General features: G+C 72.9%; 24 protein-coding genes, 1 pseudogene and 1 riboswitch. Of the genes and pseudogenes, 11 read left to right on the top strand and 14 right to left on the bottom strand.

From position 1 onward, the window contains the following. The 4 genes from ALMP_RS11395 to ALMP_RS11410 form a co-directional block, all read right to left on the bottom strand. Window positions 1-2,427: ATP-binding protein (locus ALMP_RS11395; protein ID WP_264926696.1), on the bottom strand; the 2,427-nt coding region annotated here is incomplete at its 3' end. A 533-nt stretch (window positions 2,428-2,960) separates the two neighbouring features. Beyond that, a complete protein-coding gene (locus ALMP_RS11400) occupies window positions 2,961-3,467 on the bottom strand; it encodes a MarR family winged helix-turn-helix transcriptional regulator (RefSeq protein ID WP_264926698.1) in 507 nt (168 codons plus the stop codon). Between the two features lie 37 nt (window positions 3,468-3,504). Further along, window positions 3,505-4,713 (bottom strand): MFS transporter, encoded by a 1,209-nt coding sequence (locus ALMP_RS11405; RefSeq protein WP_264926699.1) that lies wholly within the window; start codon window positions 4,711-4,713, stop codon window positions 3,505-3,507. A 154-nt stretch (window positions 4,714-4,867) separates the two neighbouring features. Next, complete coding sequence (locus ALMP_RS11410) at window positions 4,868-5,836, bottom strand: LysR family transcriptional regulator (protein WP_264926700.1); 969 nt, start codon at window positions 5,834-5,836, stop codon at window positions 4,868-4,870. A gap of 151 nt (window positions 5,837-5,987) precedes the next feature. Here ALMP_RS11410 and ALMP_RS11415 point away from each other — a divergent pair, with 151 nt between their 5' ends. From ALMP_RS11415 to ALMP_RS44350, 8 genes and pseudogenes are all read left to right on the top strand, one after another. Then, the gene (locus tag ALMP_RS11415; protein WP_264926701.1) at window positions 5,988-6,980 is read left to right on the top strand and encodes a fumarylacetoacetate hydrolase family protein; all 993 of its coding nucleotides are present in this window, start codon (window positions 5,988-5,990) and stop codon (window positions 6,978-6,980) included. Then, entirely contained in the window at window positions 6,977-7,933 is a 957-nt protein-coding gene (locus tag ALMP_RS11420) for a cyclase family protein (protein WP_264926702.1), read from the top strand. Before ALMP_RS11415 ends, ALMP_RS11420 begins: the two co-directional genes overlap by 4 nt. A gap of 23 nt (window positions 7,934-7,956) precedes the next feature. After that, the gene (locus tag ALMP_RS11425) at window positions 7,957-9,087 is read left to right on the top strand and encodes an FAD-dependent oxidoreductase (protein WP_264926703.1); all 1,131 of its coding nucleotides are present in this window, start codon (window positions 7,957-7,959) and stop codon (window positions 9,085-9,087) included. Further along, the gene (locus ALMP_RS11430) at window positions 9,084-10,082 is read left to right on the top strand and encodes an amidohydrolase family protein (protein WP_264926704.1); all 999 of its coding nucleotides are present in this window, start codon (window positions 9,084-9,086) and stop codon (window positions 10,080-10,082) included. Before ALMP_RS11425 ends, ALMP_RS11430 begins: the two co-directional genes overlap by 4 nt. Window positions 10,083-10,104: 22 nt before the next feature. Then, window positions 10,105-11,043: a VOC family protein gene (locus ALMP_RS11435; protein ID WP_264926705.1), complete on the top strand. Its 939-nt coding sequence runs from the start codon at window positions 10,105-10,107 to the stop codon at window positions 11,041-11,043. Between the two features lie 7 nt (window positions 11,044-11,050). Beyond that, a complete protein-coding gene (locus tag ALMP_RS11440; protein ID WP_264926708.1) occupies window positions 11,051-11,977 on the top strand; it encodes a fumarylacetoacetate hydrolase family protein in 927 nt (308 codons plus the stop codon). Continuing rightward, window positions 11,974-12,717, top strand: a complete 744-nt coding sequence (locus ALMP_RS11445) for an SDR family NAD(P)-dependent oxidoreductase (protein WP_264926710.1) — start codon at window positions 11,974-11,976, stop codon at window positions 12,715-12,717. Before ALMP_RS11440 ends, ALMP_RS11445 begins: the two co-directional genes overlap by 4 nt. A gap of 43 nt (window positions 12,718-12,760) precedes the next feature. Then, window positions 12,761-12,874, top strand: a pseudogene (locus ALMP_RS44350) (succinyl-CoA--3-ketoacid-CoA transferase); the annotation flags it as partial. 28 nt (window positions 12,875-12,902) lie between these two features. Here the strand turns inward: ALMP_RS44350 and ALMP_RS11455 are convergent. Then, window positions 12,903-13,652, bottom strand: coding sequence for a cupin domain-containing protein (locus ALMP_RS11455; RefSeq protein WP_264926713.1), 750 nt, complete (start codon window positions 13,650-13,652; stop codon window positions 12,903-12,905). 6 nt (window positions 13,653-13,658) lie between these two features. Next, window positions 13,659-14,849 carry an MBL fold metallo-hydrolase gene (locus tag ALMP_RS11460; protein WP_264926715.1) on the bottom strand — a complete coding sequence of 397 codons (1,191 nt, stop codon included), beginning with the start codon at window positions 14,847-14,849 and terminating at the stop codon, window positions 13,659-13,661. A 199-nt stretch (window positions 14,850-15,048) separates the two neighbouring features. On the opposite strand from ALMP_RS11460, the gene ALMP_RS11465 reads away from it, so the two are divergent. Further along, on the top strand, window positions 15,049-16,272 hold the full coding sequence (locus ALMP_RS11465) for a Glu/Leu/Phe/Val dehydrogenase dimerization domain-containing protein (RefSeq protein WP_264926716.1): 1,224 nt from the start codon (window positions 15,049-15,051) through the stop codon (window positions 16,270-16,272). 4 nt (window positions 16,273-16,276) lie between these two features. Further along, the gene (locus tag ALMP_RS11470) at window positions 16,277-16,897 is read left to right on the top strand and encodes a TetR/AcrR family transcriptional regulator (protein WP_264926718.1); all 621 of its coding nucleotides are present in this window, start codon (window positions 16,277-16,279) and stop codon (window positions 16,895-16,897) included. A gap of 116 nt (window positions 16,898-17,013) precedes the next feature. On the opposite strand, the gene ALMP_RS11475 is transcribed toward ALMP_RS11470, so the two are convergent. The 5 genes from ALMP_RS11475 to ALMP_RS11495 form a co-directional block, all read right to left on the bottom strand. Continuing rightward, a complete protein-coding gene (locus ALMP_RS11475; RefSeq protein WP_264926720.1) occupies window positions 17,014-17,766 on the bottom strand; it encodes an SIMPL domain-containing protein in 753 nt (250 codons plus the stop codon). A gap of 273 nt (window positions 17,767-18,039) precedes the next feature. Further along, entirely contained in the window at window positions 18,040-18,825 is a 786-nt protein-coding gene (locus ALMP_RS11480; RefSeq protein ID WP_264926723.1) for an SGNH/GDSL hydrolase family protein, read from the bottom strand. Window positions 18,826-18,971: 146 nt separating this feature from the next. Further along, complete coding sequence (locus tag ALMP_RS11485) at window positions 18,972-19,685, bottom strand: DUF6250 domain-containing protein (protein WP_264926725.1); 714 nt, start codon at window positions 19,683-19,685, stop codon at window positions 18,972-18,974. A gap of 164 nt (window positions 19,686-19,849) precedes the next feature. After that, window positions 19,850-20,854 (bottom strand): LysM peptidoglycan-binding domain-containing M23 family metallopeptidase, encoded by a 1,005-nt coding sequence (locus ALMP_RS11490; protein ID WP_264926726.1) that lies wholly within the window; start codon window positions 20,852-20,854, stop codon window positions 19,850-19,852. A 4-nt stretch (window positions 20,855-20,858) separates the two neighbouring features. After that, window positions 20,859-21,018, bottom strand: a riboswitch (cyclic di-AMP (ydaO/yuaA leader). A gap of 305 nt (window positions 21,019-21,323) precedes the next feature. Continuing rightward, window positions 21,324-23,396: an alpha-galactosidase gene (locus ALMP_RS11495; RefSeq protein WP_264926728.1), complete on the bottom strand. Its 2,073-nt coding sequence runs from the start codon at window positions 23,394-23,396 to the stop codon at window positions 21,324-21,326. A gap of 201 nt (window positions 23,397-23,597) precedes the next feature. Between ALMP_RS11495 and ALMP_RS11500 the strand changes: the two genes are divergently transcribed. After that, window positions 23,598-24,395, top strand: coding sequence for a tyrosine-protein phosphatase (locus tag ALMP_RS11500; RefSeq protein WP_264926730.1), 798 nt, complete (start codon window positions 23,598-23,600; stop codon window positions 24,393-24,395). Between the two features lie 90 nt (window positions 24,396-24,485). On the opposite strand, the gene ALMP_RS11505 is transcribed toward ALMP_RS11500, so the two are convergent. The 3 genes from ALMP_RS11505 to ALMP_RS11515 form a co-directional block, all read right to left on the bottom strand. After that, window positions 24,486-24,608, bottom strand: a complete 123-nt coding sequence (locus ALMP_RS11505; RefSeq protein ID WP_264926732.1) for a DUF6126 family protein — start codon at window positions 24,606-24,608, stop codon at window positions 24,486-24,488. Then, window positions 24,605-25,252, bottom strand: coding sequence for a helix-turn-helix domain-containing protein (locus tag ALMP_RS11510; RefSeq protein WP_264926734.1), 648 nt, complete (start codon window positions 25,250-25,252; stop codon window positions 24,605-24,607). The genes ALMP_RS11505 and ALMP_RS11510 overlap by 4 nt, the downstream gene beginning before the upstream one ends. A gap of 67 nt (window positions 25,253-25,319) precedes the next feature. Further along, window positions 25,320-26,738, bottom strand: coding sequence for an aspartate aminotransferase family protein (locus ALMP_RS11515; RefSeq protein ID WP_264926735.1), 1,419 nt, complete (start codon window positions 26,736-26,738; stop codon window positions 25,320-25,322). Between the last annotated feature and the right edge of the window lie 93 nt (window positions 26,739-26,831).

Genomic DNA, 26,831 nt, shown 5'->3' on the forward strand with positions numbered 1-26,831 from the left:
GGGGGAGGCGGGCGCGTGCACGGGGGGTGCCGCGGACAAGGGCGACGGATACGGCGTCGGGTCCGCGCCGTCCGCCTCCAGGCTCAGCTGGGTCTCGGCGAGGCCGACGCCGCGCTGGAAGGCGGCCATCAGGCCGGGGTCGTGGCCGACGTGGTCGTCGTCCTGGCGGGGGGCGGGGCCGCCGCGCAGCTGGGGCACGAGGTGCTCCTGGGCGCGGCGTCGGGGCAGCTGGGGTTTGCCCATGGTGCCGCGCACGGCGCCCACGCGGGGGGTGGGGGCGAGACCCGCGTTCTCCTCCACACGGGGCCGGTCGCCCGGCCGGATACCGGGCACCGCCTCCGCCGGGTTGGGCCGGTGCTCATGGGCGCCACGGACGGGCAGGGGGGCCGGGTTTCGGCTGTCCACCCGGGGGGTGTCGTGCCCGGGCCGCCGGGTGGACGACCCCACCTGGGCCGACACGGCAGGCGATCCACCCCCCAGGGTGGCCCCGGGCCGGGGGTGGGAACCGGCGGACCGGTTCGGGGGTACGGTCCGCTCGGCCGGGGAGGCGGGGTGCGGGGGCGCGGTCCGCTCGGCCGCGGACGCGGAGTACGAGGGTGCGCTCCGCTCGGCCGCGGACGCCGGGTGCGGGTCCGAGGCCACGGAAGGGCGGGTCGGGGAGGCGGCCTGCGGGTTCGCGGGGGCGGCCTGCGGGTTCGCGAGAGTGGCCTGCGGGTCCGCGGGGACCGCGTGACGGTTCAGGAGTGCGGGTTGTGGGTCCGGGGACGGGGAAAGCCGATCCGACGACGCGGCGCGCCGGTTCGGGGAGGCGGCCTGCGGGTTCGCGGGGACGGCCTGCGGGTCCGCCGGCGAGGGACGGTTCGCGGGGGCGGCGGCCTGTGGCTCCGCCGGCGAGAGTCGGTTCGCGGGGGCGGCCTGCGGGTCCGCCGGCGAGGGGTGGTTCCGCAGCCCCGTCGGGGAGGGGTGGTTCCGCGGGTCCGTCGGTGCGGGCCGGCGGCCGGCCGGGACGGTCCGCCCGGTGATCGGTGGTCGTGCGTCGCGCGGGGTGCGCGCGGGGGACGTGCGGGTGCCGTCGCCTCGGGTGCCGCGGGCGGGCGAGGGTGCGGGCGCGGCTCCGGTCGCGGCAGGCCCGGCGGCCGGGGCGGCCTGGTCGGTCTGCCGCTGTCGTCCCTGGCCGTTCGGATCGTTGCCGCTCTCCTCTCCCCGCGGCACCGGCAGCCCCGTCGAGCCGAGCAGCGCCTGCGGGACGACCAGTACGGCCTGGACACCGCCGTAGATGTTGGTCTGGAGGCGGACGCGGATGCCGTGGCGGCGGGCGAGCTGGGAGACGACGAAGAGGCCGATGCGGCCGTCGGCCAGCAGTCGGCCGACGTTGACCTGGTCGGGGTCGGCGAGCAGGGCGTTCATCCGGCTCTGCTCCTCGACGGGCAGGCCCAGTCCGCGGTCCTCGACCTCGACGGCGAGCCCGGAGGTGACGAGGTTGGCGCGCAGCAGCACCTGGGTGTGCGGGGCGGAGAACACCGTGGCGTTCTCGACGAGTTCGGCGAGCAGGTGGATGACGTCGGCGACGGCGTGCCCGCGCAGCTCGCCGTCGATCGGCGGCACCAGCCGGACCCGCGAGTACTGCTCGACCTCGGCGATGGCGGAGCGCAGCACCTCGGTCATGGAGACCGGGTTGCTCCACTGCCGCCGGGAGACGGCCCCGCCGAGCACGGCGAGGTTCTCGGCGTGGCGGCGGATGCGGGTGGCGAGGTGGTCGACGTGGAAGAGGCCCTTGAGCAGGTCGGGGTCCTCGATCTCGTTCTCCAGCTCGTCGAGGATGGAGATCTCACGGTGCACGAGCGACTGAAGGCGCCGCGCGAGGTTGACGAACACCTCCAGCTTCTGTTCGCTGCCGGCCTGGCTGGACAGCTGCGCGGCCTGCACGACGGCGGTGACGGCGCCGTCGTGCGCGTGGGCCAGGTCGGCGGCGAGCAGTTCGAACTCGTCGGCGTCGGCGGGCGGCCCGCTGCGCGCCTTGCGCTGTGCGGGGACCTCGCCGCGGCGCAGGGTGTCCACCAGGGAGCGCAGATCGGCCTCGCCGCGCGCGCTGCTGCGGCGCAGGGCGGTGAGGCGGTCGGTGACCGAGCGGGCGGCGCGGTCGGCGGCCACGGCCGCGATCAGGATGCCCACGGTGGTCACCGTGACCGCGCCGGCCAGGACGGCCCACAGGGTGGTGCTGGCGCGGACTCCGGTGGAGCGCACGATGAACAGCACGGCCGCGCAGGCGCTGAGGGCGACGGCGGTCGGGGGCAGCACGGCGAGCCGGAGCAGCTGGGGCCGTATATGGGTCTCGGCCGGTGCGGGTGCGGTGCGGGCGACCGGTCGTCCGTGCCGTCCGCCCTCACGGCGGTCTGCGCGTGCGGTCGGTGCGCGGAGGTGAGACATCGGTGTCCTCGTACTGTCAGTCCGTCGGGCGTGGGTGTTCGCGCGGGGTGCGCGACTCTGGTGTGCGCCAGGGCGGTGTCGGTCGAGAGAGCCGAGAATTCGACCGCACGTCGCCCGACGGACACTCACAGTAGTCGCCAAGGCATCATGTGCGGTGGGCAGTTGACAAAGTCCCCCAGGGAGCGTCCCGCTCTGGTATGAGGTCTCGCACGAAAGACCGATAAGCCGCCGATTCGGCCGGACGTCGTACGGAAAGAAGTCGATCAGGCCTGGTCGGAGGCGGTCACAAACGAACGGAGGGCCGCCGGGGGTCCCTCACCCCTCAACCGCCCTCCACCGTGAGTCGTCCGGCGACCCGGCGCCCCCTTTCAGTCCGTCGAGGGCTCCCCACGCTTGACGACGACCCCCGGAATGTCACTCAACGTATCGGCCGTGGCCTTCACTTCTCGTACTGTCGAGACGGGTGTTCGCTTGAACCCTCAATCACATCGGCCCGAGCATTCGTTTGATTCATCAAACACATTCGGTGGAGGCTACCGGCGCCGCCAAGGAAGCACCGCCGGATCCGCCTCGACGCTCTCCACCTGGTGCAGCGCCTCACCGATGGCCTCACCGATCTCCGCGAACTGACGCACCTGCTCCCGGGTGAGGGCGTCGAACACGGTGCGCCGCACGGCCTCGACGTGGCCGGGGGCGGCCTCCTCCAGCAGGGCCCGGCCCTCCCGAGTGAGGACGGCGACCTGGCCGCGGCCGTCGGCCGGGTCCTCCCGGCGGTCCACCAGGCCCGCCTCGCTCAGCCGGTTGACGGCGTGGGTGAGGCGGCTGCGGGTGATCTTCAGCCGCCGGGCCAGCTCGGACATGCCGAGCGCGTCCCCGGGCGCCGAGGAGAGATGCGCCAGAAGGCTGTAGTCGGCGTGCGTCATCCCGGCGTCGCGCCGCAACTGGCGGTTGAGGTAGTCGGCCAGGAGGGTGGTGAAGTCGACGTAGGCCAGCCAGGCCCGTTGCTCTTCCGGGCTGAGCCAGCGGGGGGTGGGGGACATGGCGCCCACCGTACCCCCCGGTCGTTCGAGGCTTCGATCAGCGCCGGAGGCGGCGGGCCGACAGCATTCCGGCAGCCACCAGAGCCGAGGCGACGCCCAGCGCGCCGACCGCCGTGGCCAGGCCGCCCAGGGCGGAGTCCAGGCCGATCAGCACCAGTGGGCAGACGAACTCGCCGAAGAAGAACGCCGCCGTCCACAGGCCGGTGCCGCGGCCGCGGTCGGCGTACTCGAGCCGGGACATCGCCGCGGTGAGCAGGGAAGGCAGCAGGACGCCGGTGCCGAGGCAGTTGAGGACCGCGCCCGCGATCAGGAGCGCGGGGCTGCCGGACAGACCGATCACCAGGAACCCGGCGGCGCAGACGGCGAACAGCGCGGGCAGCCGGCCCTCCGGCGTCCCGGGCAGCCTGGTGAAGGCGATCGAACCGGCGACGGTGGCGGCGCTGGCGAGCGCGGTGGCGAGGCCGATCAGGCCACTGGACTCCACGCCCAGGTCGTCGAGCAGGTACGACATCTCGACGGGCACGGTGTAGAAGACCATCGCGCCGAAGACCGTCAGCGCGCAGATGCCGGCGAGGCGCCGCACCGGGAACGGGCGGGCGGGCGCGGCCGGTTCGTCCGCACTCGGGGTCGCGCGGGGCCGGGGCAGCGCGGCGGCCATGGCGGGCGCGAGCAGCAGGCCGACGGCGTAGATCCAGAAGGGGGCCCGCCAGCCGGCCGAGCCGACCGCGCCACCGATCACGAAGAACGCGGTGGCCGAGGCGGAGGCACACATGGTCTGCAGAGCGAGGTAGCGCTCGCGCACCCGGCCCGAGTAGTAGTCGCCGATCAGTGTGGTGCAGCAGGTCATGATGGCGGCCTCGACGATGCCCACCAGCACCCGGCTGGCCACGATCGCGCCCAGCGACTCCAGCCACAGCGGGGCGGTGCCGAACACGGCGTACAGGACGGTCGCGACGACCAGGAGGCGTTTGCGTCCCAGGCGGTCGACGACGACACCGGCGAAGGGGGCCAGCAGGGCGAGGGCGAGCGCGGGGACGGTGAGGACGACCGGGACCAGGGTCTTGGCGCCGGGCACGGACGCGAAGTGGTCCTGCATCTTCGGCAGGACCGGGGCGATCAGGACGGCACCGAGGACCGGCAGACAGCTGCCGGCCATCAGGAGCGCGGCGCGCGACCGCCCCGGGTTCTCGACGGCGGCAGGGGCGGCGTTGTCGGCGGACGCGGGCACGGAGACGGATCCAGGCATACGGGGCTCCACGGGCGGTGGCCAGGGGTGCTGGGCCGTACCGCCGCGATGGCCTCGCGCCATGCCGCGGGGTACCGGCGCACCCGAGGGGACTGCGCCCGCGTCGGCGGGCGTCAGGAACTGCACCGACTATGGGCCAGGCGGTCCCCGGCGCCTAGGCGTCGCGCGATCGATTTGCCCGATCACCTTCATCCGTCCCGTGGATGCCGCTCCTGCCCTGCCCGCCGACGCGGGCGGCGACCCGGGCGGCCGTCTCGCGCAGCCAGATGTGCGCGGCGTCGTGGGTGTGGACGGGATGCCACCACAGCGCCTCCTGGAGCGGGACGGCGTCGTAGGGCGGCTTCATGATCCGCACGGGGGCGGTGCCGCGCAGGCGTTCGGCGAGGAGTTCCTGGACGAGGGCGATCCGGCGGGTGCCGGCGACCATGAAGGGCAGCACCGAGAAGGTGTCCACGGAGATCTCGACCGTGGGTTCGATGCCGAGCATGCCGAGCTGACGGACGGCCGGGGCGTCGTAGGTGCGCTGGTAGGTCACCCAGGGCAGCCGCGCCAGGTCCTGCGGTGTGAGTTCCTCGCCGACCTCCGGGTTGCCCTCGGCGACGAGGAAGACCCAGTTGTCCCGGTAGAGCTCGGTGGTGGGGAAGCCGCTGATGACGCCGTGCGGTATGAACAGGCCGTCGGTGGTGCTCAGGAGGGTGCCCGCGATGTCGACGACATCGGTCGGGGTCTGCCGGAAGCGCAGCCGGACGCCGGGCGCCTCCCGGTGCAGCTCGCGGGCGAGTTCGGAGCCGAAGACGGCGACCGCGTAGTCCGAGGCCATCAGGGTGAACTCGTGGGAGGCGGTGGCGGGGTCGAAGCCGGACTGGCTGGTGAAGAGGCGTTCCAGCAGGTCACAGGCGGCTGAGGTGCGGTCGAGAAGGACCTGCCCGAGGGCGGTCAGCTCGTAGTGGCCGCCGACGCGGGAGAGCAGGTCGTCGTCGAAGTGGCGGCGCAGCCGGGCCAGGGCGGCGCTCATCGCGGGCTGGCTGAGACCGACGCGGCGGCCGGCCCGGGTCACGTTGCGTTCCTCCAGCAGCGCCCGCAGGGCGACGACGAGGTTGAGGTCGAGGCTGGCCAGGTTCACGACGCGCTCCAGAGGGACGAGGACCGAGGCAGAGGGGCGAGGCAGAAGGCGACACATAAACGGTATGGATGTTGATCATCCATCGAATCGATTTCCCAGATTACGCGGGGCGGGGTCAGATTGGTCCCCTCGCCACGAGGAGGACACGTTCGTGAAACACGCCGCCCCGTCCGCTCCTTTCGCCGGTCCCTTCGCCCTCGCCACCGTCTCGGCGACCGGCGGGGCCCCCTACCCGGCCCTCGTCACCCCGGACGGCCGGGCGCTCGACCTGCGGGCCGCGCTCGACGACCCGGCCCTGACCACCCGCGCCCTGCTGGAGCGCTGGGACGAGGTGCTCCCCCGCCTGCGCACCCTCGCCGCGGACGACTCCGCCGCCCGGCGGCCGCTCGACGGCCTGCGGACGCACGCCCCGGTCGAGCCGCGGCAGATCTTCCAGTCGGGCGCCAACTACCGGCAGCACGTGATCGACCTGGAGGTCGCCCACCGCGCCCCCGACGACCCGCGCACCGTCGAGGAGGCCCGCGCCGAGATCGCCGCGGTCATGGACCGGCGGGCGGCGGAGGACCTGCCGTACGTCTTCATCGGCCTGCCGAGCGCGCTCACCGGCCCGTACGACGACGTCGTCCTCCCCTCCTGGGCCGAACAGCCGGACTGGGAGCTGGAGTTGGCGGCCGTCATCGCCCGGCCGGCGCACCGGGTGTCCGTCGAGGAGGCGCTGGACCACGTCGCCGGGTACACCATCGCCAACGACCTCACCGACCGCGCCACCGTCTTCCGCCGGGACATGAAGGCCATCGGCACCGACTGGCTGCGCAGCAAGAACGCCCCGGGGTTCACCCCGCTCGGCCCGTGGATCGTGCCCGCCGAGTCGATCGCCGACCCGGGCGACCTGCGGGTCACGCTGAAGCTCAACGGCGAGACCATGCAGGACGAGTCCACCAAGGACATGCTCTTCGGCGTCGCACGGCTCGTGTCGTACATCTCGCGGACCGCCCGGCTGCTGCCCGGAGACCTGGTGCTGACCGGCAGCCCGGCGGGGAACGGCATCCACTGGGGGCGGTTGCTGCGCGACGGCGACGTCATGGACGCCTCGATCACCGGGCTCGGCGCCCAGCGCACCCGCTGTGTCCAGGAGGGCGTGTGAACCGCCTCGATCCCGAGAGCGCGATCGCCGAGGCCGCCAAGGCGTGCTCCAACTGGGGTCGTTGGGGCGAGGACGACGTCCTCGGCACCCTCAACTTCCTCGACCGGGCCAAGCGCCGTGAAGGCGCCGCCCTCGTCCGACGCGGCGTCAGCTTCTCCCTGTCGCAGCGCTTCGACATGAACGGTCCGCAGAAGGGCTGGCGGCGGCGCACCAACCCGGTGCACACCATGCTCGACACCGGTACCGACGCCGCCCTCGGCAACCAGGGCTTCCCGCACGGCATCGGCGGCGCCGACGACATGATCGCGATGCCGTTGCAGTGCTCCACCCAGTGGGACGGGCTCGGGCACATCTTCGACCACGGCGTCGCCTGGAACGGGCGGCGGGCCGACAAGGTCGTCACCTCCGACGGCGACCTCGTCACCGGCATCGAGCACATGGCACCGTACGTCGCCGGACGCGGTGTCCTCCTCGACGTCGGCCGGGTCGTCGGCGACGACGGGGAGCTGCCCGACGGTTTCGCGATCACCGAGGAGCATCTGACCGCCACGGCCGAGGCGCACGGGGTGAGCGTCGCACGCGGTGACCTCGTCGTCGTGCGCACCGGGCAGCTCACCCGGGTCCGGCGCGAGGGCTGGGGCGAGTACGCGGGCGGGCCCGCGCCCGGTCTGTCGTTCACCACCGCCGGCTGGCTGCACCGCGCCGAGATCGCCGCGATCGCCACCGACACCTGGGGCTTCGAGGTCCGGCCCAACGAGTTCGACCACGCCTTCCAGCCGTTGCACCAGGTCGTCATCCCCCACATGGGTCTGCTCATCGGCGAGATGTGGGACCCGGACGCGCTCGCCGAGGACTGCGCGGCGGACGGCGTGTACGAGTTCTGGCTCACCGCGGCCCCCCTTCCCATCACCGGCGCCGTCGGATCCCCGGTCAACCCGGTCGCCGTCAAGTAACCAGCGGAACGAGGGAGTTCCCCATGACCACATCCCGCAGCGTCCTCGTCATCGGCGGTGGCGCCTCCGGCAACGCCGTCACCGTCCTGCTGCGCCGCGCCGGCCTCGCCGTCGATCTGATCGAGGCCAGGCCGGACTGGAACGCCACCACCGGCTCCGGTATCACCCTCCAGGGCAACGCCCTGCGGGTACTGCGCGAACTCGGTGTGTGGGATCGGGTGAAGGCCTCCGGATTCGCCTTCGGCTCGCTCGGCGTCACCGCCCCCGACGGCACCGTCCTGTTCGTCGCCGAGGACATCAGAACCGGCGGCGAGGACCTGCCCGCCACCCTCGGCCTGCAACGCCCCCAGCTCCAGCGGATCCTCATCGACGCGGTCCGCGCCTCGGGCGCCGGCGTCCGCCTCGGCACCACCGCCACCTCGCTGGAGCAGGACGCCGACGGCGTCCGCGTGCGCTTCAGCGACGGCACCGAGGGCCGCTACGACCTGGTGATCGGCGCCGACGGCCGCAACTCCGCCACCCGTGCCGCGATCGGCGTCACGGACAAGCCGGAACCCACCGGCATGGCCATCTGGCGGATCGCCGCGCCCCGCCCCGAGGGACTGGACCGCGCCGACCTGGCCTACGGCGGCCCGGCCTACATCGCGGGCTACACCCCCACCAGCGAGCACACGATCTACGCCTACGTCGTCGAGGCGTGCCGCGACCGCGCCTCCATCGCCCCGGACACCCATGCCGACGAGATGCGCCGCCTGGCCCGGCACTACGGCGGCCACTGGCCGGAGATCACCCGGCACATCACCGACCCGAAGAAGGTCAACTACACCTGGTTCGACCGGCTGCTGGTGGAGGGCCCCTGGCACCGGGGCCGGGTGGTGCTGATCGGTGACGCCGCCCACTGCTGCCCGCCCACCCTCGCCCAGGGCGCCGCGATGTCCCTGGAGGACGCCTCGGTCCTCGCCGAGCTGCTCACCGGCGGACGGGACTGGGACGACGAGCTGTTCCAGACCTACCACGACCGCCGCATCCCCCGGGTGCGGGCCGTCGTCGAGGCCTCCGTGCAGCTCGGGCAGTGGCAGCTGGACGGTGTGCGCGACGCCGACGTGCCCGGCCTCATCGGCCGCACCATGAACCTCCTCAAGGAGCGTCCGTGACGACACCCACCGTGGACGTGCACGCCCACGTCCTGCTGCCCGAGGTCGACGCCCTGGTGGCGGACCTGCCGGGGGCGGCGCGGGCCCGGGAGCTCGATGCCCGCCGCAACGGCCCCGCGGCCCTCGCCGTCAACGGCCCCATGGTCCGCGAGCGCGCCCCCCGGATGACCGACGTCGCCCTGCGGCTGGCCGCGATGGACGCGCAGGGCGTCGACGTGCAGCTGGTCAGCCCCTCCCCCTCGCACTACCACTACTGGGCGGACGAGGAGACGGCCGAGAAGGTGTACCGGCTCGCCAACGAGGCGACGGCCGCGCACTGCGCCCAGGCGCCGACCCGGCTGTACGGACTGGGCCTGGCGCCGTTGCAGCACCCGCGGCAGGCGGTGCGCGCGCTGCGGCACGCCCTGGACCAGGGCCTGCGGGGCGTGGAGATCTCCAGCCACGCGCCGGGGCGCGAGCTGTCGGACCCGGCGTACGAGTCGTTGTGGGCGCTGGCCGAGGAGACCGGCGCGCTCCTCTTCCTGCACCCCTTCGGCTGCACGCTCGACGAGCGCCTGGACCGGTGGTACCTGTCCAACACCGTCGGCCAGCCCGCCGAGAACGCCGTCGCGCTGTCCCATCTGATCTTCTCCGGCGTGCTCGACCGCCATCCCGGACTGAGGCTGATCGCCGCGCACGGCGGCGGCTACCTCCCCACCCACGTCGGCCGCTCCGACCACGCCTGGTCGACCCGCTCCGACGCGGGTGCCGGCTGCGCCCACCCGCCGAGCAGCTATCTGCGCCGACTGTACTTCGACTCCCTCGTCCACGACCCGCGCGTCCTGCGCGCGCTGATCGATGCCGCGGGTGCCGACCGGGTGCTGCTCGGTTCCGACTTCCCCTTCGACATGGGAACCGAGGACCCGCTGGGCGCGCTGCGCGCCGCCCGTCTGCTCGACGCCGACCTCGAAGCCGTACGCGGCGGCAACGCCGTCTCACTGCTGCGTCTCGCCTGACCCCCCACAGGAGGAATCCGCCATGAGCGCCCGACTGCTCACCCATCTGCGGCACGTCGACCTCGCCGTGCCCGACTACGACAAGCAGCTCGACTTCTACGCCGGCGTCTGGGGCCTGACCAAGGTCGCCGAGGACTCCGGGATCTCCTTCCTCGCCGCCGAGGGCTCCCCCGAGCAGTACGTCGTCCGGCTGCGCAAGGCCGAGGAGAAGCGCCTCGACCTCGTCTCCTACGGCGCCGCCACCCCCGAGGACGTGGACACCCTCGCCGAGCGGCTCCTCTCCCAGGGCGTGCGGCTGATCTCCCGGCCGGGCAAGATCCACACCCCCGGCGGCGGCTACGGCTTCCGCTTCTTCGACGTCGACGGCCGCACCATCGAGGTCTCCGCCGACGTCGAGGTCAGGCAGCACCGCAGGATCGAGGAGAAGGAGTCGATCCCGGTCAAGCTGTCGCACGTCGTCCTCAACTCCCCCGACCTGGACCGCACCCGGGAGTGGTACGAGCGCCACCTCGGCTTCCGCCTCTCCGACACGCTCAGCTCACCGCACATGGGCGAGGTCATGCACTTCATGCGGATCAGCAACCAGCACCACTCCATGGCCATCGCCAGGGGCCCGCACACCTCCCTGCACCACATCTCCTTCGAGCTGCGCGGCCTGGACGAGTACATGCGCGGCTCCGGCCGGGTGATGCGGGCCGGCGTGCGCAAGGTCTGGGGGCCGGGCCGGCACCTGGCGGGCGACAACACCTTCACCTACTTCCTGGACCCGCACGGCAACACCGTCGAGTACACGACGGAGCTGGAGGTCCTCGACGAGGACACCTGGCATCCGCACGTCTACGACTTCTCCCAGCCCGAGGTCACCGACCAGTGGGGCACGGCCAACGCGATGAACGAGCTGGTCGCCAAGGAGTCCTTCAACGACGTCGACCGCGGCGTGTTCGTCGCCCCGCCGGTGTGAGGCCCGGATGCGCATAGCCAGCTACCTGCACGCGGGCCGGCGCCACTGCGGCGTGGTCGAGGGCGACGTCGTACGGCCGCTGCCGGAGGGCACCTCGCCGCTCGACGCGCCCGGCGCGCGGCCCGCGGGCCCGGCGGTGCCGCTGTCGGACGTCCGGCTGCTGCCGCCGCTGGAGCCCGCCACCGTCCGGGACTTCGTCACCTTCGAGGAGCACGTGGAGGGCGTCCGGCGCTCGGTCGACGGGGACGCCGGCGTGCCCGAGGCCTGGTACGACGCCCCGACGTTCTACTTCACCAACCCCTACGCCGTCGTCGGCCCGTACGACGACGTGCCCGTGCCGCCGGGTTCGCGGGTGCTGGACTTCGAGCTGGAGGTGGCGGTCGTCGTCGGCCGCGCGGGCCGCGACCTCACGCCCGAGCAGGCCCGCGACCACATCCTCGGCTACACGATCCTCAACGACTGGTCGGCGCGTGACCTCCAGTCCCGGGAGATGCAGGTCCGTCTCGGCCCGTGCAAGGGCAAGGACACCGCCACCACGCTCGGCCCGTACCTCGTCACCGCCGACGAGCTGGAGCAGTACCGCGACGACGAGGGGTTCCTGCGGCTCGCCCTGACCGCCGAGGTCAACGGCGAGGTCGTCGGCAAGGACCTGCTGTCCAACATGAGCTGGACGTTCGAGGAGATGATCGCCTACGCCTCGCGCGGCACCTGGGTGCGCCCGGGTGACGTGCTGGGATCCGGCACCTGCGGCAACGGCGGCTGCCTGGCCGAGCTGTGGGGCCTGCGCGGGGAGCGGAACCCGCCGCCGCTGACACCCGGGGACATCGTCACCCTCACCGTTCAGGGCCTCGGCTCGGTGTCCAACACGGTGGTGGCCGGCACCGAGCCGGTCCCCGTTCCCTCCGCCCGCCGACGCGCCCGGGAACGGCCGTGACGGAGCCGCGTCCCCAGCGGTTGCTGGGCAAGGTGGTCGTCGTGACGGGAGCCGCCCGGGGCCAGGGCGCCGCCGAGGTCGAGGCCCTCGTCCGGGAGGGCGCCCGGGTGATCGCCACCGATGTCGAGCCGACGGGCGACTGCCACCGGCTCGACGTCACCAGCGGCCGGGACTGGGCCGCACTCGCCGCGCGGCTGCGGGAGTCGTACGGCGGCGTGCACGGGCTGGTCAACAACGCGGGCATCACCTGGCGGGCCCGGCTCGACGAGGTGCGGGCGGAGGACTTCGACCGGGTCCACGCCGTCAACGTCACCGGAGCCCTGCTGGGCATCCAGCACCTGGTGCCGCTCATGCCGCCCGGCTCGTCGATCGTGAACGTCGGTTCGACGGCCGCGCTCACCGGCCACTACCCGGTCGCCTACACGGCCAGCAAGTGGGCGCTGCGCGGCCTGTCGAAGGCGGCCGCGACGGAGCTCGGGCCGCGCGGGATCCGGGTGAACACCGTCCATCCGGGCTTCATCGAGACCGAGATGACCGCCTCCGCCGCCCCCGCGTTCCGCGCGGCCAACATCCGCGAGACCCCGCTCGGCCGCACCGGAACGGTGGCGGAGGTGGCCCCGCTCGTCGTCTTCCTGCTGTCCGACGAGGCGTCCTTCATCACCGGCGCCGAGATCCCCGTCGACGGCGGGCTCACCGCCCACGGCGGCGTGAAGTCCGTCTCGGACGCCCTGCGTTCCTGAACTCCCCCGGGAAAGGTCCTGTTTCCGTGAACAGGGTCAGCGCGTGGACCGCGTCATCACGGACCTCGGCGTCCTCGACGTCACCCCGGACGGCCTCGTTCCCGTCGAGACCGCGCCCGGGGTGACGCCGGAGCGGATCGCGGACCGCGCGGACGCGCCTGTCGACGACGGGCGCCCGCGAACGGTCAGTTGTCGTAGACGTCGAGCCGCCCGCACATCCCGAACCTGCCGTGTTCGGAGGGTTGCCGCGACCGCACGACGGCGTCCCCGAAGTACGTGACGTCGCCCCGCTCCAGCGCGTCGAGCTGCTCCCCGGTGGCCCGGGCGGCGGCCTGCGCACCCCGCCGCCACCGCTCGCGCCACTCGGCGACCCTCGGCCGTACGAGGGCGGCGGCGGCCCGGTGGAACGCGGCCAGCGCGTCCGGCCCCTCCGCCTCGCGCAGCGCCCGGAAGCCCTCCAGGGCCAGGTCGCGCCGGGCCCGGGCGGCCCGCTCCCGCTCCTCCTCGGGCGCGTCCGCCGGAATGACGGTGGCCCGCGCGTACGTCTCCGGATCGGTCAGGTACTCCGGTGGCAGGGTGAGGACCGCGTCGCCCGCCTCCGGCAGCCCGCTGTTCTGCATGAGCACGGTGATCCGCAGCTCGTCCTCGTTGACCAGCCGGTGGACGGTGCCGGGCGTGAACCAGGCGACCGTGCCCGCCCGCAGCTCGGTGACCTGGTGGCCGGAGGTCGTCAGCGTCTGCACCGAGCCGCGCCCGCCGGTGACGACGTACGCCTCCGAGCAGGTCAGATGCAGATGCGGGGTGCCGCCGCACACGCCGTCGGCGGCGGGCCAGTCGTACACCGACAGGTGCGAGACGGCGACGCCGCCGGGCAGCCCGGTGAAGCCGGGGACGGGCCCGCTGCCGCTGCCGGTTGCGCTCAGGAGATCGTCCACCCCGGTTCACACCTCCCCGGCGAGGTCCAGATCGCCCTGCGCGGCCGGCGCGGCGGCCGGTCCCCCGGAGCGGCGCCACGGGCGCTGAAGGGGCGCGGAGACCGCCCGCCACCAGGCCTCGGCGGGCAGCTTCCCCGCCGGTTCGAACGGCTCCCCGGGCCGTGGCGAGGCCACCGCCTGCCCGGCCTCGTCCGCCGCGTCCTTCGTCCACTCCCCCGGCTCCGCCCACGCGTGCGTGGCGAGGTTGAAGGTGCCCCAGTGGATCGGCAGCAGCACGCCGTGGGGCTCGCCGCCCTGGAGGTCGAGATGGGCCTGGAGGCCCTGCGCGGGCGTCATGTGGATGTCCGGCCAGAAGTCGGAGTACGCGCCGATCTGGATCATGGTGGCGTCGAACGGGCCGTACGCGGCGCCGATGTCCTTGAAACCCTCGAAGTAGCCGGTGTCGCCGCTGTGGTAGACGCGGTGCTCGTCACCGGCGACGACCCAGGACGCCCACAGGGTGTGCTGCGTGTTGCGCAGGCCCCGGCCGCAGAAGTGGCGGGCCGGTGTGGCGGTGAAGGTCAGACCGGCGATCTCGGCGCTCTCGTGCCAGTCCAGTTCGCGCAGTCGGCCGGGGGCCACGCCCCAGTGCTCCAGATGGGCGCCGACGCCGAGCGGCACCGCGAACACGGTGTCCGTGCCCGCCAGTTGCTTGATCGTGGGCAGGTCGAGGTGGTCGTAGTGGTCGTGTGAGATGACGACGGCGTCGATCGGGCCGAGCGCGGCCAGCGGGAGCGGGACCGGGTGCAGCCGCTTGGGGCCGGCGAAGGGGAACGGGGAGCAGCGCTCGCCCCAGACCGGGTCGAACAGCACCCGTCGGCCGTCCAGTTCGGCGAGCACGCTGGAGTGGCCCATCCACGTCAGGCGCAGGCCCGTGGCGGGCGGCTTGGCGAGGTCGGCGAGGGTGGTGGCGTGCACCGGCACCGTGCCCGTGGGGGCGCGGCGGGGGCGGGTTTCCTTGTCGAAGAAGACCTTCGCGAAGTCGAGCGCCGAGCCGGAGGGGCGGGTGCGCGCGGGGCCGCCGGGGTTCTGGAAGACCCCGTCCTTGAAGTGGGGTGATCTGCGAATGCGCGCCAGGCGCTCACCGCTCGGGTCCGCGCCGAACGCCTCGGGCCGCAGTGCGCTGAGCCCGGGGCTCGGGGAACGGGATCCGGCCACGGTACCTCCAGGTCGAGTCGCTGAGGATTCCCATTATGGTCGGCCCCTGCGACATCACCGGACCGGCCTGGTCACGAGGGCGGACGGACCGGCTCCGACGCGGTGGTGACGGGCTCTCGATACTGACCTACCATTCAGTAACAGCGGGCCGTCGTCCCGGCGGGCGCCGCGCCCGCGCGGTCCGCGTGGAGGAGCCCGTATGACCGCACCCCTGTTGTCCCTCACCTGGACCGACGACGTCACCGGCCGGCGGGGCTTCCTCGTCGTGGACCGGCTCGTGCGGGGTGTGTGCAGTGGGGGGCTGCGCATGCGCGAGGGGTGCACCCTGGAGGAAGTGACCGGACTGGCCCGCGGCATGAGCCTGAAGGAGGCGCTGCACTACGACCCGGCGGCGCGTTACGTACCGCTGGGCGGCGCCAAGGGCGGCATCGACTGCGATCCCCGGGACCCCGAGGCGTACGGGCTGCTGGTGCGGTACCTGCGGGCGGTGCGGCCGTACGTGGAGAGCTGCTGGACCACCGGGGAGGACCTGGGGCTGAGCCAGGACCTGGTGGACCGGGCCGCCGCGGAGGTGGGGCTCGTGTCGAGCGTGCAGGCCGTCTACCCGCTGCTCGACGACGAGGCCGCCGCCCGCGCGCGGCTCGCGGACGCGTTCGCGGTCGAGGTGGACGGCATCGGTCTCGACGAGCTGGTCGGCGGCTCGGGGGTGGCCGAGTCGGTGCTCACGGCCCTGGACCGGGCCGGGGTGGCGCGCGGCGGGGCGCGGGTCGCCCTCCAGGGGCTGGGCACCATGGGTGGGGCCACCGCGCGGTTCCTGGCGCGCGCGGGGCTCAGGGTCGTCGCCGTCGCCGACGTCAAGGGCACGATCGCCAACCCGGCGGGCCTGGACGTGGAGGCGCTGCTGGCCGCGCGGGACGGCCACGGCACCGTCGACCGGTCCGCCCTGCGCCCCGGTGACCGCCTGCTGCCCGGCGACGCGTGGCTGGCGGCCGAGGCGGAGGTGCTGGTGCCGGCGGCCGTGTCGTACGCGATCGGACCCGCCGAGCAGGAGCGGATCACGGCGCGCTGGATCGTCGAGGCGGCCAACATGCCCGTCCTGCCCGAGGCGGAGGAGGCGCTCCACGCGCGCGGGGTGTGCGTGCTGCCCGACGTGGTCGTCAACTCGGGCACGAACGCCTGGTGGTGGTGGACGCTGTTCGGTGACGTCGGCCCGGACGCGGACGAGGCGTTCGCGCACGTACGTCGCTCGATGCGCACCCTCGTGGAGCTGGTCCTGACCCGTGCCGAGGCCGACGGGACGACGCCCCGGGCCGCCGCGCACGCCCTCGCCGCCCGCCGGCTGCCGCTGATCGAGGAGCGGTTCGGCCGGCACCGCCCCGAGCGGGCGTCCTCGGGCGGCTCTCAGGTCGACGGACTAGGGTGACCGCGTGACAAGGGTCCGGTTGAGTGTGGCCGAGCGGCGCGAGGAGCTGCTGCGGGCCGCCATCGAGCAGATCGAGGCGCGGGGCGTGACGGCGGTCAGGATCGCCGACGTCGCCGCGACGCTCGGTGTGAGCAACGCGCTGGTGCTCTATCACTTCGCCACCAAGGAGAAACTCGTCGCCGCGGCGTTCGCGTACGCCGCCGAGGACGACCTCGCGCGTCTGCGCAAGCTGCTCGGCCGCCGCACGACCGCGCTGCGCCGGCTGCGCTCGGCCGTGCGCTGGTACGCGCCGTCGGGTCAGGCCAAGGGCTGGCGGCTGTGGATCGAGGGCTGGGCGGTGTCGCTGCGCGAGCCCGCGCTGCGGGAGGTCGCCCGCGACCTGGACCGGCAGTGGAAGGCGGCGCTCATGGAGGTGATCGCGGAGGGTGTGGCCGCGGGCGAGTTCCACTGCCCGGACCCCTCCGGCACGGCGCTGCGACTGACGGCCCTGCTCGACGGGCTGGCCGTGCAGCTGACGTCCTACGGGGGCGCGGTGTCCCGGGCACGGGCGCGGGAGTGGGTCGACGAAGCCCTGGCCCGGGAACTCGGGCTGGAGACAGGGGCGTTGAGCGCGCACGAGCGCTGAGCACGCCGCAGGCCCCGCCGGTAAGCGGGACCTTCCCGGCTCACAGACCTGGGCGTCGAGCACACACGAACACCGAACGCTCCACAGGGCCCGCCGACGCACCGACCCGCCCCGGCTCAGATCAGCTCGTACACCGCCGTCACGGTCGTCGTCGCGCGGATCACGCCCGGGGCGACGGACACGCCGTCGGCGGCCGCCGCGGAGATCTCCGTGGCCGCGGGGGTGGGGCGGGGGTAGCCGGAGGCGTCCTCGTTGAGGGAGACGAGCCGGCCGAGGCGGTGGCCGCTGAGCCGCGCGTACTGCTCGGCCTTGGCACGGGCGTCCTCGTGCGCGGCCTCACGGGCGCGGGCCATGAGCGGGACGGGGTCGGACAGGTCGAAGACGACCGAGGTGATGCGGCCCGCCTCGCCCGTGGCGTCGGTGATCGCCTGGAGGACCGCCCCCGTCCGGTCCACCTCGCGGACCTTCACGGAGAAGGACTGCGCGGCCCGGTAGCCCTCCAGGCGGGAGGCGCCGCCCGTGTGGTCGTAGACAGGGCTGAGGGAGATGCTCTCCGTACGGACGTCCCGCGCGGCGACGCCCTTGCGGCGGGCGGCGCCGAGCAGGGCGTCGGCGGCCTTGTTCTGGGCGTCCAGGGCCGTCTGCGGGGTCGCGGCGAGGACCTCGACACCGGCGCCGACGATCGCGAGGTCGGGGTCGGCGCTCGCGCTGCCCTCTCCGGTCACGGAGATCGTGGCGGGGCTCGGCGCGAGGCTCCCCACGGCGGGCCGGTCGGGCAGCGCGGCGGCCGCGGGCGCGGCGACGGCCGGCAGACCGAGCGCGAGGAGCACCACGGCGGCGACGGTGACGGACGTGCGGGGACGGAACATGCGGACCGTTCCTTCGGGTGGGGGGACGATGCCCGGCCATCCCAGCACCCGCCCCGCCCACCACGGGCGCACCACTCCCGGGCGATCACCTCACTGGTGGAGCGTCGGCGACGACACGGCCGCGACGGCACCCACGAGACGCCCCACGCCCGGCTTCCGCGACGGCACTCCCCGGCGGAGCCGGTGCGGAACACGCCGCCCGGACCGGCCGACAGCTCATCCGCTGAAGGGTGTCCGGCGCGGCGGTCCCGCGTCCCGTGCCGCCTGCGCCGATCACGCCACCGCGGCGATCCGCATCTTGATGTCGTCCGGCGACAGGGTGCCCTTGGCGGTCACGTGGTCGCCCGAGGACTCCCCGCGCAGCCGGCGCCCGATCCACGGCACCAGGTATTCGCGTGCCCAGTGCACGTCGTCGCGCCGGACGTCCAGCGTGCCGCGCGGCGGGAGCGGCGGCCAGGGCTGCTCGGGGTCGGCCGGCACCTCGAGGCCGAGGACCTGCCCGGCGCGCAGCGCCACGCGCGTGTGCCCCTCGGGTGAGAGATGGAGCCGGTCGTGGTCCCAGGCCCGCCGGTCCTGCACCGACTTCAGGGACCACAGGTCGAGCACCGGGCAGCCGTACCGGTCGGCGATGGCGCGGACGTGCCCGTTGTAGGTGGCGATCTTGCCGCGCAGGTGCTTGAGCAAGGGCACGCCGCGGGTGTCGAAGCCGGTCGTCACCATGACCGTGCCGGCCGCCGCGGTCAGCGCGGCGACGGCCTGTTCGAAACGCTCGGCGACCTCGTCCGGGTCGGTGCCGGGGCGCAGGATGTCGTTGCCGCCCGCGCAGAAGGAGACGAGGTCGGGCGCGAGCTCCACCGCCTTCGGCAGCTGGTCGGCCATGATCTGGTCGAGCAGCTTGCCGCGCACCGCCAGGTTCGCGTACCGGAAGTCGCCCTCGGGCCGCAGGTCCGCGAGAAGTACCGCGAACCGGTCGGCCCAGCCGACGAACGCCCCGTCGGGGCCGGGGTCGCCGACGCCCTCGGTGAAGCTGTCCCCCACCGCCACGTACGACCCGATCACTGATCTGCTGTCATTCTTCGAATCGTCTGCCACAACAGTGCATGATTCACTGTGGAATGTGACCTACGCGACCGTAGGCAAGGGTTGACGGGCGGTGAGAAAAGCCACTCCTAAAGAATTTGCCAATCTGGGAACAAGCACCCCCGTCAGGGGCGCCGGGCGAGCGACCACACCCGGAACCCGCTGAACCGGAAGTGGCTCCAGGTGGTACGGAACGCGAAGTGCCCGCCGGTGTACGGCTCCGGGTCGTCGTGGTCGAAGACGAGCCGCCCGTTGTTCCACCACCGCACGGTGGAGCCGTCGGAGACGATACGGACGTGGTGCGGCTCGTTCGCCACGAGCAGCGGCTCGGTGTAGTCGTGAACAAGCGGCCGGACACCCGCCTGGCCGACGTAGCGGCGCAGCCGGGTGGTGGTGTTGGTGTTGGCGCCGTAGCCGACGTAGTACGTCTTGAGGTGGTCGTACTCCGCCAGCGTCCCGCCCCTCGGTGTGGCGAACAGGTCGTCCGGGGAGCGGACGTCGACGGCGTTCCAGAAGTTGTTGAGGTCGGAGACACGGTCGTTGACGCCGCCCTCGGAGACCGGGGTGGCGGTGTACTCCAGGACGTACGGCCCTTCCAGCCGCCGCCGGAACCAGATCGTGGCGCCGGCGGGCACGTCGACCTCCAGGACGCCGCGGGAGGCGGTGACCGTGCCGCCCCGCTCCAGTTCGACGGCCCACTGGCGCAGACCGTGGCGGAAGTCGTCGTGGGCGATCGGCCGCCGGTGCAGGGGCGCGGCGCTCGCGGGGGCGGTGGGTGCGAGGGCGGCCAGGGCGGCGCCCGCGGCGAGGGCGCCGAAGGCCCTGCGGGTGGTCGTCATAGGAAACGGCTCCTCCTCGCATAGAAAGCGCTTGCTGCGCTGACAGGGATCACTGTGCCGTGCTCCCGCCCCGGTGTCGACCCCCGGCCGGACACACCGAGGGCCGGACCCGGGATCGGGGTCCGGCCTTCGGTGGCGTGTCAGGCGGGAGGTGCCGCGCGGGGTCAGCCGACGGAGACGCCGTGCGAGCGGAGGTAGGCGACCGGGTCGACGTCCGAGCCGTAGTCCGGCGTGGTGCGGATCTCGAAGTGCAGGTGCGGGCCGGTCACGTTGCCGGTCGCGCCGGACAGGCCGATCTGCTGGCCGGCGCCCACGGTCTGCCCCACCGAGACGGAGAGCTGCGAGAGGTGGGCGTACTGGGCGTAGTAGCCGTCGCTGAGCTTGATGACGACCTGGTTGCCGTACGCGCCGCCCCAGCCCGCGGCGACGACCGTGCCCGCGCCGACGGCCTTGAGCGAGGTTCCGGTCGGGACGACGAAGTCGACACCGGTGTGGTAGCCGCTGGACCACATGCTGCCGGACATCCGGTACGGGGTGCCGACGGTGGCGCCCGCGACCGGGCTGGCGTACCCGCCGGCGGTGTTCGCGCTGTCGGTGGCCTGGGTGGTCGAGGCGTTCGACGAGGAGGCCTTCGAAGCCTCGGAAGCCTGCGAGGACTTGGAGGACTTGGAGGTCTTCGTGGACTTCGCGGACTTGGACCCCGAGGACCCCGAGGACTTCGAGGACTTCGAGGAGGACGACGAACCGGACGGCGACTTGGTGGTGCCGGTCGTGGCCTTCTTGCCGATCGACAGCTTCAGGCCCGGGTGGATCAGGGACGGGTCGTCGCCGACGGCCTCACGGTTGTCCGCGTACAGCTTCCGCCAGCCACCGCTGACCTTCTGCTCGTCCGCGATCTTCGAGAGGTAGTCGCCGGTCCGGACCGTGTAGGTCCGGGTGCCCGTCGCGGCCGTCGCCTCGGCGGCGGTCTGCCGTGCCACCGGAACGGACTGGACGACCTTTTCCGAGGCGGCGGAAACCGACTGGCCCGCCGACTGGGCCGGCGCGGCCTGGGCGCCGGTGGCACCCATCAGCGGAAGGGCGAGCGCGGCACCTCCGGTTCCGGCGACGGCGATGGAACGGGTGAAGCGCTGGGTCTTCGGTCGGCGGTGCTTACCCTTCGCGGGCATGACGAATTCCTCTCCGGCGCCTGCGAGGTGAGCTGTCGGGTGCGGACTGGAGATGTCCGGCCGCGCCGAGGCACGGCTTTACCCCAAGCCTGTTTCCGGAGACCGGGACAGGCGGTTCTACCTGTGGGTCCCCCGCTCCTGCCGTGCACGGGTGAGTGGTCCGGGCTCCGGGCGGCGGCAGGATTCGGCGTCCGTCCGGATTGGGGTGGAACGTAAGCGACCAAGACGCACAGGGACAAGCGAAGGTTGCGCTGTCGACGCCTTTCTCTTGATCCGCTGTGAGAATTCCCTGTCACACTGCGTGAATCAAAAGGCTCGTCTTTTCCCTAACTCCCGCGAAAAGCGCCACCATTACGTGAACATGACGGACGACGTACGGTCACGAATATGACGCTCCTCACGTGACGTCTCTCCAGGTTTCCTTATTCCAGAGCGAGTTGGAACGAAATAGCCAATCCGGACAGAATTCTCAGATGCGACGCAGACGGATAACCGACGCATCAAGGTCACCGCGCAACCCGGTGCGCAGCCCGTGGTGCAACAGCACCGCACCCCGATGAATTTCGCCCGTTTCACGGCATTCGTACGAGGCTGTCGGGTCGAGTCCACGCAGCCGCAGCGCGGGAACCGGCTCACCGTGGCGCTGCGCCTGGAGCCACGCGAGGACGACCGACTCCTCCCCGCGCACGTACTGCACGGCGCTCAGCCCGCCCTCCGGGGGCCGCAGCCGGTAGAGGTCGCCCCGCTGCACGACGGGCCGGATCTCCTTGTAGAGCTCCACCCACCGCCGGGCCTCGGCGAGTTCCTCCTCGGTCCACTCGGTGAGATCGCCGCCGATGCCGAGCACACCGGCCATGGCGCTGACGAACCGGAAGCGCAGCGAGCTCACCCGGCCGTTGAGCTGCGCGTTGGGGCTGTCGGTGACCCAGGCGGCCATCGTCCGCGCGGGGTGGATCTGGGTGAAGCCGTGCTGGATGGCGAGCCGGTCCAGCGGGTCGGTGTTGTCGGAGGTCCACACCTGGTCGGCGCGGCTCATGATCCCGAGGTCGATCCGCCCGCCGCCGCCCGAGCAGGACTCGAACGCCACGCCCGGATGGGCCGCCCGCAGCCGGTCCAACAACGCGTACAGGGCCCGCACGTGGTCGACCCAGAGCCGCTGGGGATAGGGGTCGTCCGGCCAGCCGGCGTCGGTGAAGCAGCGGTTGAAGTCCCACTTGACGTAGTCGATGGGCGCACTGGACAGCAGGGTGTCCAGCTGCTGCCAGAGGTACTCCTGGACGTCCTCGCGGGCCAGGTTGAGTACGAGCTGATTGCGCAGTTCCGTCCGCTTTCGACCGAGTTGGAACTGCACCCAGTCGGGGTGCGCCCGGTACAGCTCACTGTCCGGGTTGACCATCTCCGGCTCGACCCAGATGCCGAACTGCATACCGAGGGCGTGCACCTGGTCGGCGAGCGGCTTGAGTCCGTGCGGGAAGCGGTCGGGGTTGGGCGTCCAGTCGCCGAGCCCGGCGTGGTCGCCGGTGCGCGCCCCGAACCAGCCGTCGTCGACCACGAACAGTTCGACGCCGATGGCCGCGGCGCGCCGCGCGAGGGCCGTCTGCTGCTCCTCGGAGATGTCGAACCAGGTCGCCTCCCAGGAGTTGAACAGCACGGGCCGGTCGCGGTCGGCCCCGGGGACGATGTGCGCCAGCTGGTAGGCGTGCCAGGCGCGGCTCGCGCCGCCGAAGCCGCCGTCGGACCACAGCCCGGCGAAGACGGGCGTGGTGAAGGACTCCCCCGCCGCCAGCGTCAGCAGGCCCGAATCGTCGTACCCGGCGCCGCCGGTGACCTGCACGCGCGCGTCGGGGAGTTGGGCCACGGCGATCCGCCAGGAACCGGACCAGCCCAGGGCGCAGCCGTAGACCTCCCCGTGCTCCTCGGTCGCGTCGGTGTCGAGGGCGACCCAGGGCAGGTGCTGGTGGCCGGTGTGGCCGCGCCGGCTGCCGATGACCTTCTCGCCATAGGTGAGGGGGGAGCGGGCGAGGCGGGACTCGGCGGCCCAGCGACCGTGCAGCTGGGACAGGCGCCAGCCGTCGCGGTCGGGCAGCGTCCAGGTGGCGGAGTCGGCGCGCAGCAGCTCCAGGGGCTGCTCGCCCTCGTTGCGCAGGGTCGTCCAGCGCTCGACGACATCGCCGCGCATCCGGTAGTGCAGGGTGATCGCCAGCCCGGCGTCGCGGAAGCGCAGCCGCAGCTCGTCGCCGTCCGTCTCGTGGCCCGCGAAGGTCCACTCGGTGCCGCGCCGCTCGGCGGTGCGCACGGACAGCGCCGGCCGTACGAAGCGGGCGCCGCCCTCCACCGGGTACTCCTCGCGGCCGTCGAGCGGGGACTCGAAGGGCCAGTAGTCCGGCAGCGGGCGGACGGCGAGGGCCTCGGCGTCCGCGAGCGCGATGCGCGCGCCCCAGTGCAGATGCACCAGCTCGTCGGCCTCGGTGACATGGACGGCGTAACTGCTGGCGGGCCCCGAGAGGAGCCAGGTACGGCCGTCGACGGCGGACTCGGGCATCAAACCCCCACTGATTCGAACACGTGCGATCAAACATCCACATCATCAGGGGAGGTGATCCCAGCGGGCAACTCCTCACCGCATCGGCGGACCTCCGCTGACCTGGGGACACCCCGGATGGCCCGGCACCCGTGCCGTATGGTCGAGATGTTCCGTCGGCCTCCGAGCCGCGCCGACCGGAACCGACAGGGAGGAGCCCCCGTGACGCAGCAGATCCCGTCGACCGAGCCCGAGCTGGCCGGTGTGCGCAACTTCCGTGACGTGGGCGGTCTGCCGACCGTCGACGGCCGGCGGGTGCGGCACGGCGTGCTGTTCCGCAGCGGCCACCTCGCGCACGCGACCGACGAGGACGCCGCGTTCCTCGCCTCCCTCGGCCTGCACACGATCTTCGACTTCCGCAACGCGGCCGACCACAAGCTGGAGGGCCCGGACGTCGAGCTGCCGGGCGTGCGCAATGTGAACCTGCCGCTGTCCGACCCGGCGGACGGCGCCGAGTTCTGGCGGATGGTCCGCGACGGCGGCCTCGACCAGCTGCGCGAGATCCTCGGCGACGGCAAGGCGGCCGACCGGATGATCGCCTCCTACCGCACGATCATCAAGGACCGCACGGCCGAGCACTCCCGGGTGCTGCGCGCGCTCGCGCAGGACAGTGTCCCGGCCCTGATGCACTGCGCCGCGGGCAAGGACCGCGCCGGCCTGTCGGTGGCGGTGACGCTGCTCGCCCTGGGCGTGGAGCACGAGGCGATCGTCACCGACTACCTGGAGTCCAACGCCAAGCACCGCCGCTACAAGGTGCACCGCAACGGCACCTCCGCCGACACCTACTCCCCCGAGGTGATGGAGCTGCTCAGCCCCCTCTTCGAGGCCCGCGTCGAGTACCTCACGGCGGCGTTCGAGACCATCGAGGAGACCTGGGGCGGGGTCGACGCCTATCTGGAGCGGGGACTGGGTCTCGACGCGGGGACGCGCGAGCTGCTGCGGGCACGCCTGCTCGACTGAGCGAGCGCCCCTGTTGGCCTCTGAGCGCTACTGGTTCACTCCTGAGCGCCACCGGTTGGCCCCTGTGAGCCACGGGCCGGCCCCTGCGAGCTACTGGTTGGCCCCGACCTCGAAGAGCAGCCAGATGAACGCCGCGAAGACGTGTCCCACCGCGATGTAGATGATCAGCCGGATCCAGAGGCTGCGCGGGAACCGCTCCTCCAGGTCGCTCATGGTGTTCCTCCAGGGGTGGGGCCGAGGCACAGCGCGGCCGTCGGGCTCTGCAGCAGGGTGTGGACGAAGAGCAGCTCGACCCCGTCGGGGTCCTGGGCCGCGATGCGGTGCGGGGTCAGCGAGTCGAAGTGCGCGCTGTCGCCGGGGGCCAGCAGATGGGTGGCGTCCCCCAGGCGCAGCCGCAGCCGCCCGGTGAGGACGTACAGCCACTCCTCGCCGGGGTGCACCCGCACGATGTCGCCCTGCGAGCCGTACGGCACCCGCACCCGCAGAGCCTGCATTCCGCGACCGGGCGCACCGGCCTGCCAGTACGTCCAGCCGCCCGCCGCCGTGGGTTCCATGTCGGCGGCGCGCAGAACGGCGTCCCGGTCGGCGACCGTCTCGCCCAGCAGCTCCGAGACGGTCGTACCGTAGACCCGGGCGAGCGCCAGCAGCATCGGCAGCGAGGGCTGCCGCAGCCCGGTCTCCAGTCGGGAGAGGTGGGCGGGCGACAGTCCGGCGGCGCGGGCCGCGGCCTCCAGGGTGAGGGCGGCCCGGCGGCGCAGGGCGCGCAGCCGGGGCGCGACGGCGGGCAGGTCGTCCGCGGGCGGGCCGTCCGGGGCGTCGGGCCCGGGTCCGACGGGCTCGGGGGCGGAAGAGCTCATGGCTCCATTCAGCACCGGCCTTTGCCTCTGCGGCAAATCTCTTGCCTCAGAGGCAAAAGCGGGTGGTCTACCGGTTGGCCACGGCCTGCTTGATCAGTGTCTTGCCGAAGTCCCAGATCAGCCCGCTGCCGTTGTGGGCGTCGTCCATCACGGCGGTGAACGCGTCGACGAACCGGTCCACCTCCCGCTCGCCGATGATCAGCGGCGGGATCAGCTTGATCACCTCCAGGCGGTCGCCGGAGACCTGGGTGAGGATCCGGTGGCGCTGGAGCAGCGGGACGACCACCATCTGCGCGAACAGACCCTTGCGGGCCGCCTGGAGCATGGTCCACCGGCTGCGCAGTCCGAGCGACGTCGGCCGTCCGAACTCGATGCCGACCATCAGGCCCCGCCCGCGCACATCGGCGAGCAGCTCGTAGGTGTCGATGAGCGCGGCGAGCCGCGTTCTGAGCCGCTCCCCCGTCGCCCGGGCGTTCGCGACGATCTGCTCGTTCTCCATGACCGACAGCACGGCCAGACCGGCGGCCATCGCCTGGGCGTTGGCGCCGAAGCTCGCCGAGTGCACCAGCACCCGGTCCATGGAGGAGTAGACCTTCTTGAAGATCCAGTCCTTGCCGAGCGTCGCCCCGACCGGCACATAGCCGCCGGAGAGCGCCTTCGCCACGCACACCAGGTCCGGTTCGACGCCCTCCTCGTGCTGGTGGGCGTAGAAGTCGCCGGTGCGGCCGAGCCCCGTCTGCACCTCGTCCGCGATCAGCAGCGCCTTGTGCCGGTGCAGCAGCTCCTGGGCGGCGCGCAGATAGCCGGGCGGGGCCTCGTGCACGCCCTTGCCCTGGATCGGCTCCACGATCAGGGCGGCCACATCGCCCTGCCGCAGCTCCCGCGCGAGGGCGTCGAGGTCACCGAGGGGCACGGCGGTGTCGGGCAGCAGCGGGGCGAACCCGTCGCGGAAGCCGGTCTCGCCGTTGACCGACAGCGAGCCGGTGGTCAGGCCGTGGAAGGCGTGGTCGCAGTAGAGGACCCGTGGCTTGCCGGTGGCGTACCGGGCGAACTTCAGCGCGGTCTCGACGGCCTCCGTGCCGCTGTTGCCGAAGAACACCCGGTCCAGGTGCGGGCTGTGGGCGAGCAGTTTCTCGGCGAGCAGGCCGGGCAGCGGCTGGCAGTCGAACCGGGTCAGGTCGGCGAGCTGGGCGTCCAGGACGTCGTGCAGCGCCTGGCGGACCACGGGGTGGTGGCGGCCGAGGCCCATCACCCCGAACCCGGCGAGCATGTCCAGGTAGTCGTCGCCGTCCGCGTCCCAGAAGTAGGCGCCTTCGGCCCGCTCGTAGACCTTGTCGAAGCCGATGGTGTGCAGCATGCGCGGCAGCTGGTGGTTGAGGTACCTGCCGTGCAGCTCGTAGCGCTCGGCTCCGCGCTCGGCCAGCAGGGCGGCGAGGTCGAACGTCCCCGCCCGGGACGAGGGCGACTCGGATTCCGCGGTCGTCATTCCTGTTGCTCCTTGGACAGCTCCTGCGTGGACACCCCGGCCGCGCCCCCGGCCCCCGACCCCACGTCCGCGGACACCCCGGCCGCGCCCCCG

The sequence above is a fragment of the Streptomyces sp. A012304 genome, assembly GCF_026008495.1.
GTDB lineage: Bacteria > Actinomycetota > Actinomycetes > Streptomycetales > Streptomycetaceae > Streptomyces.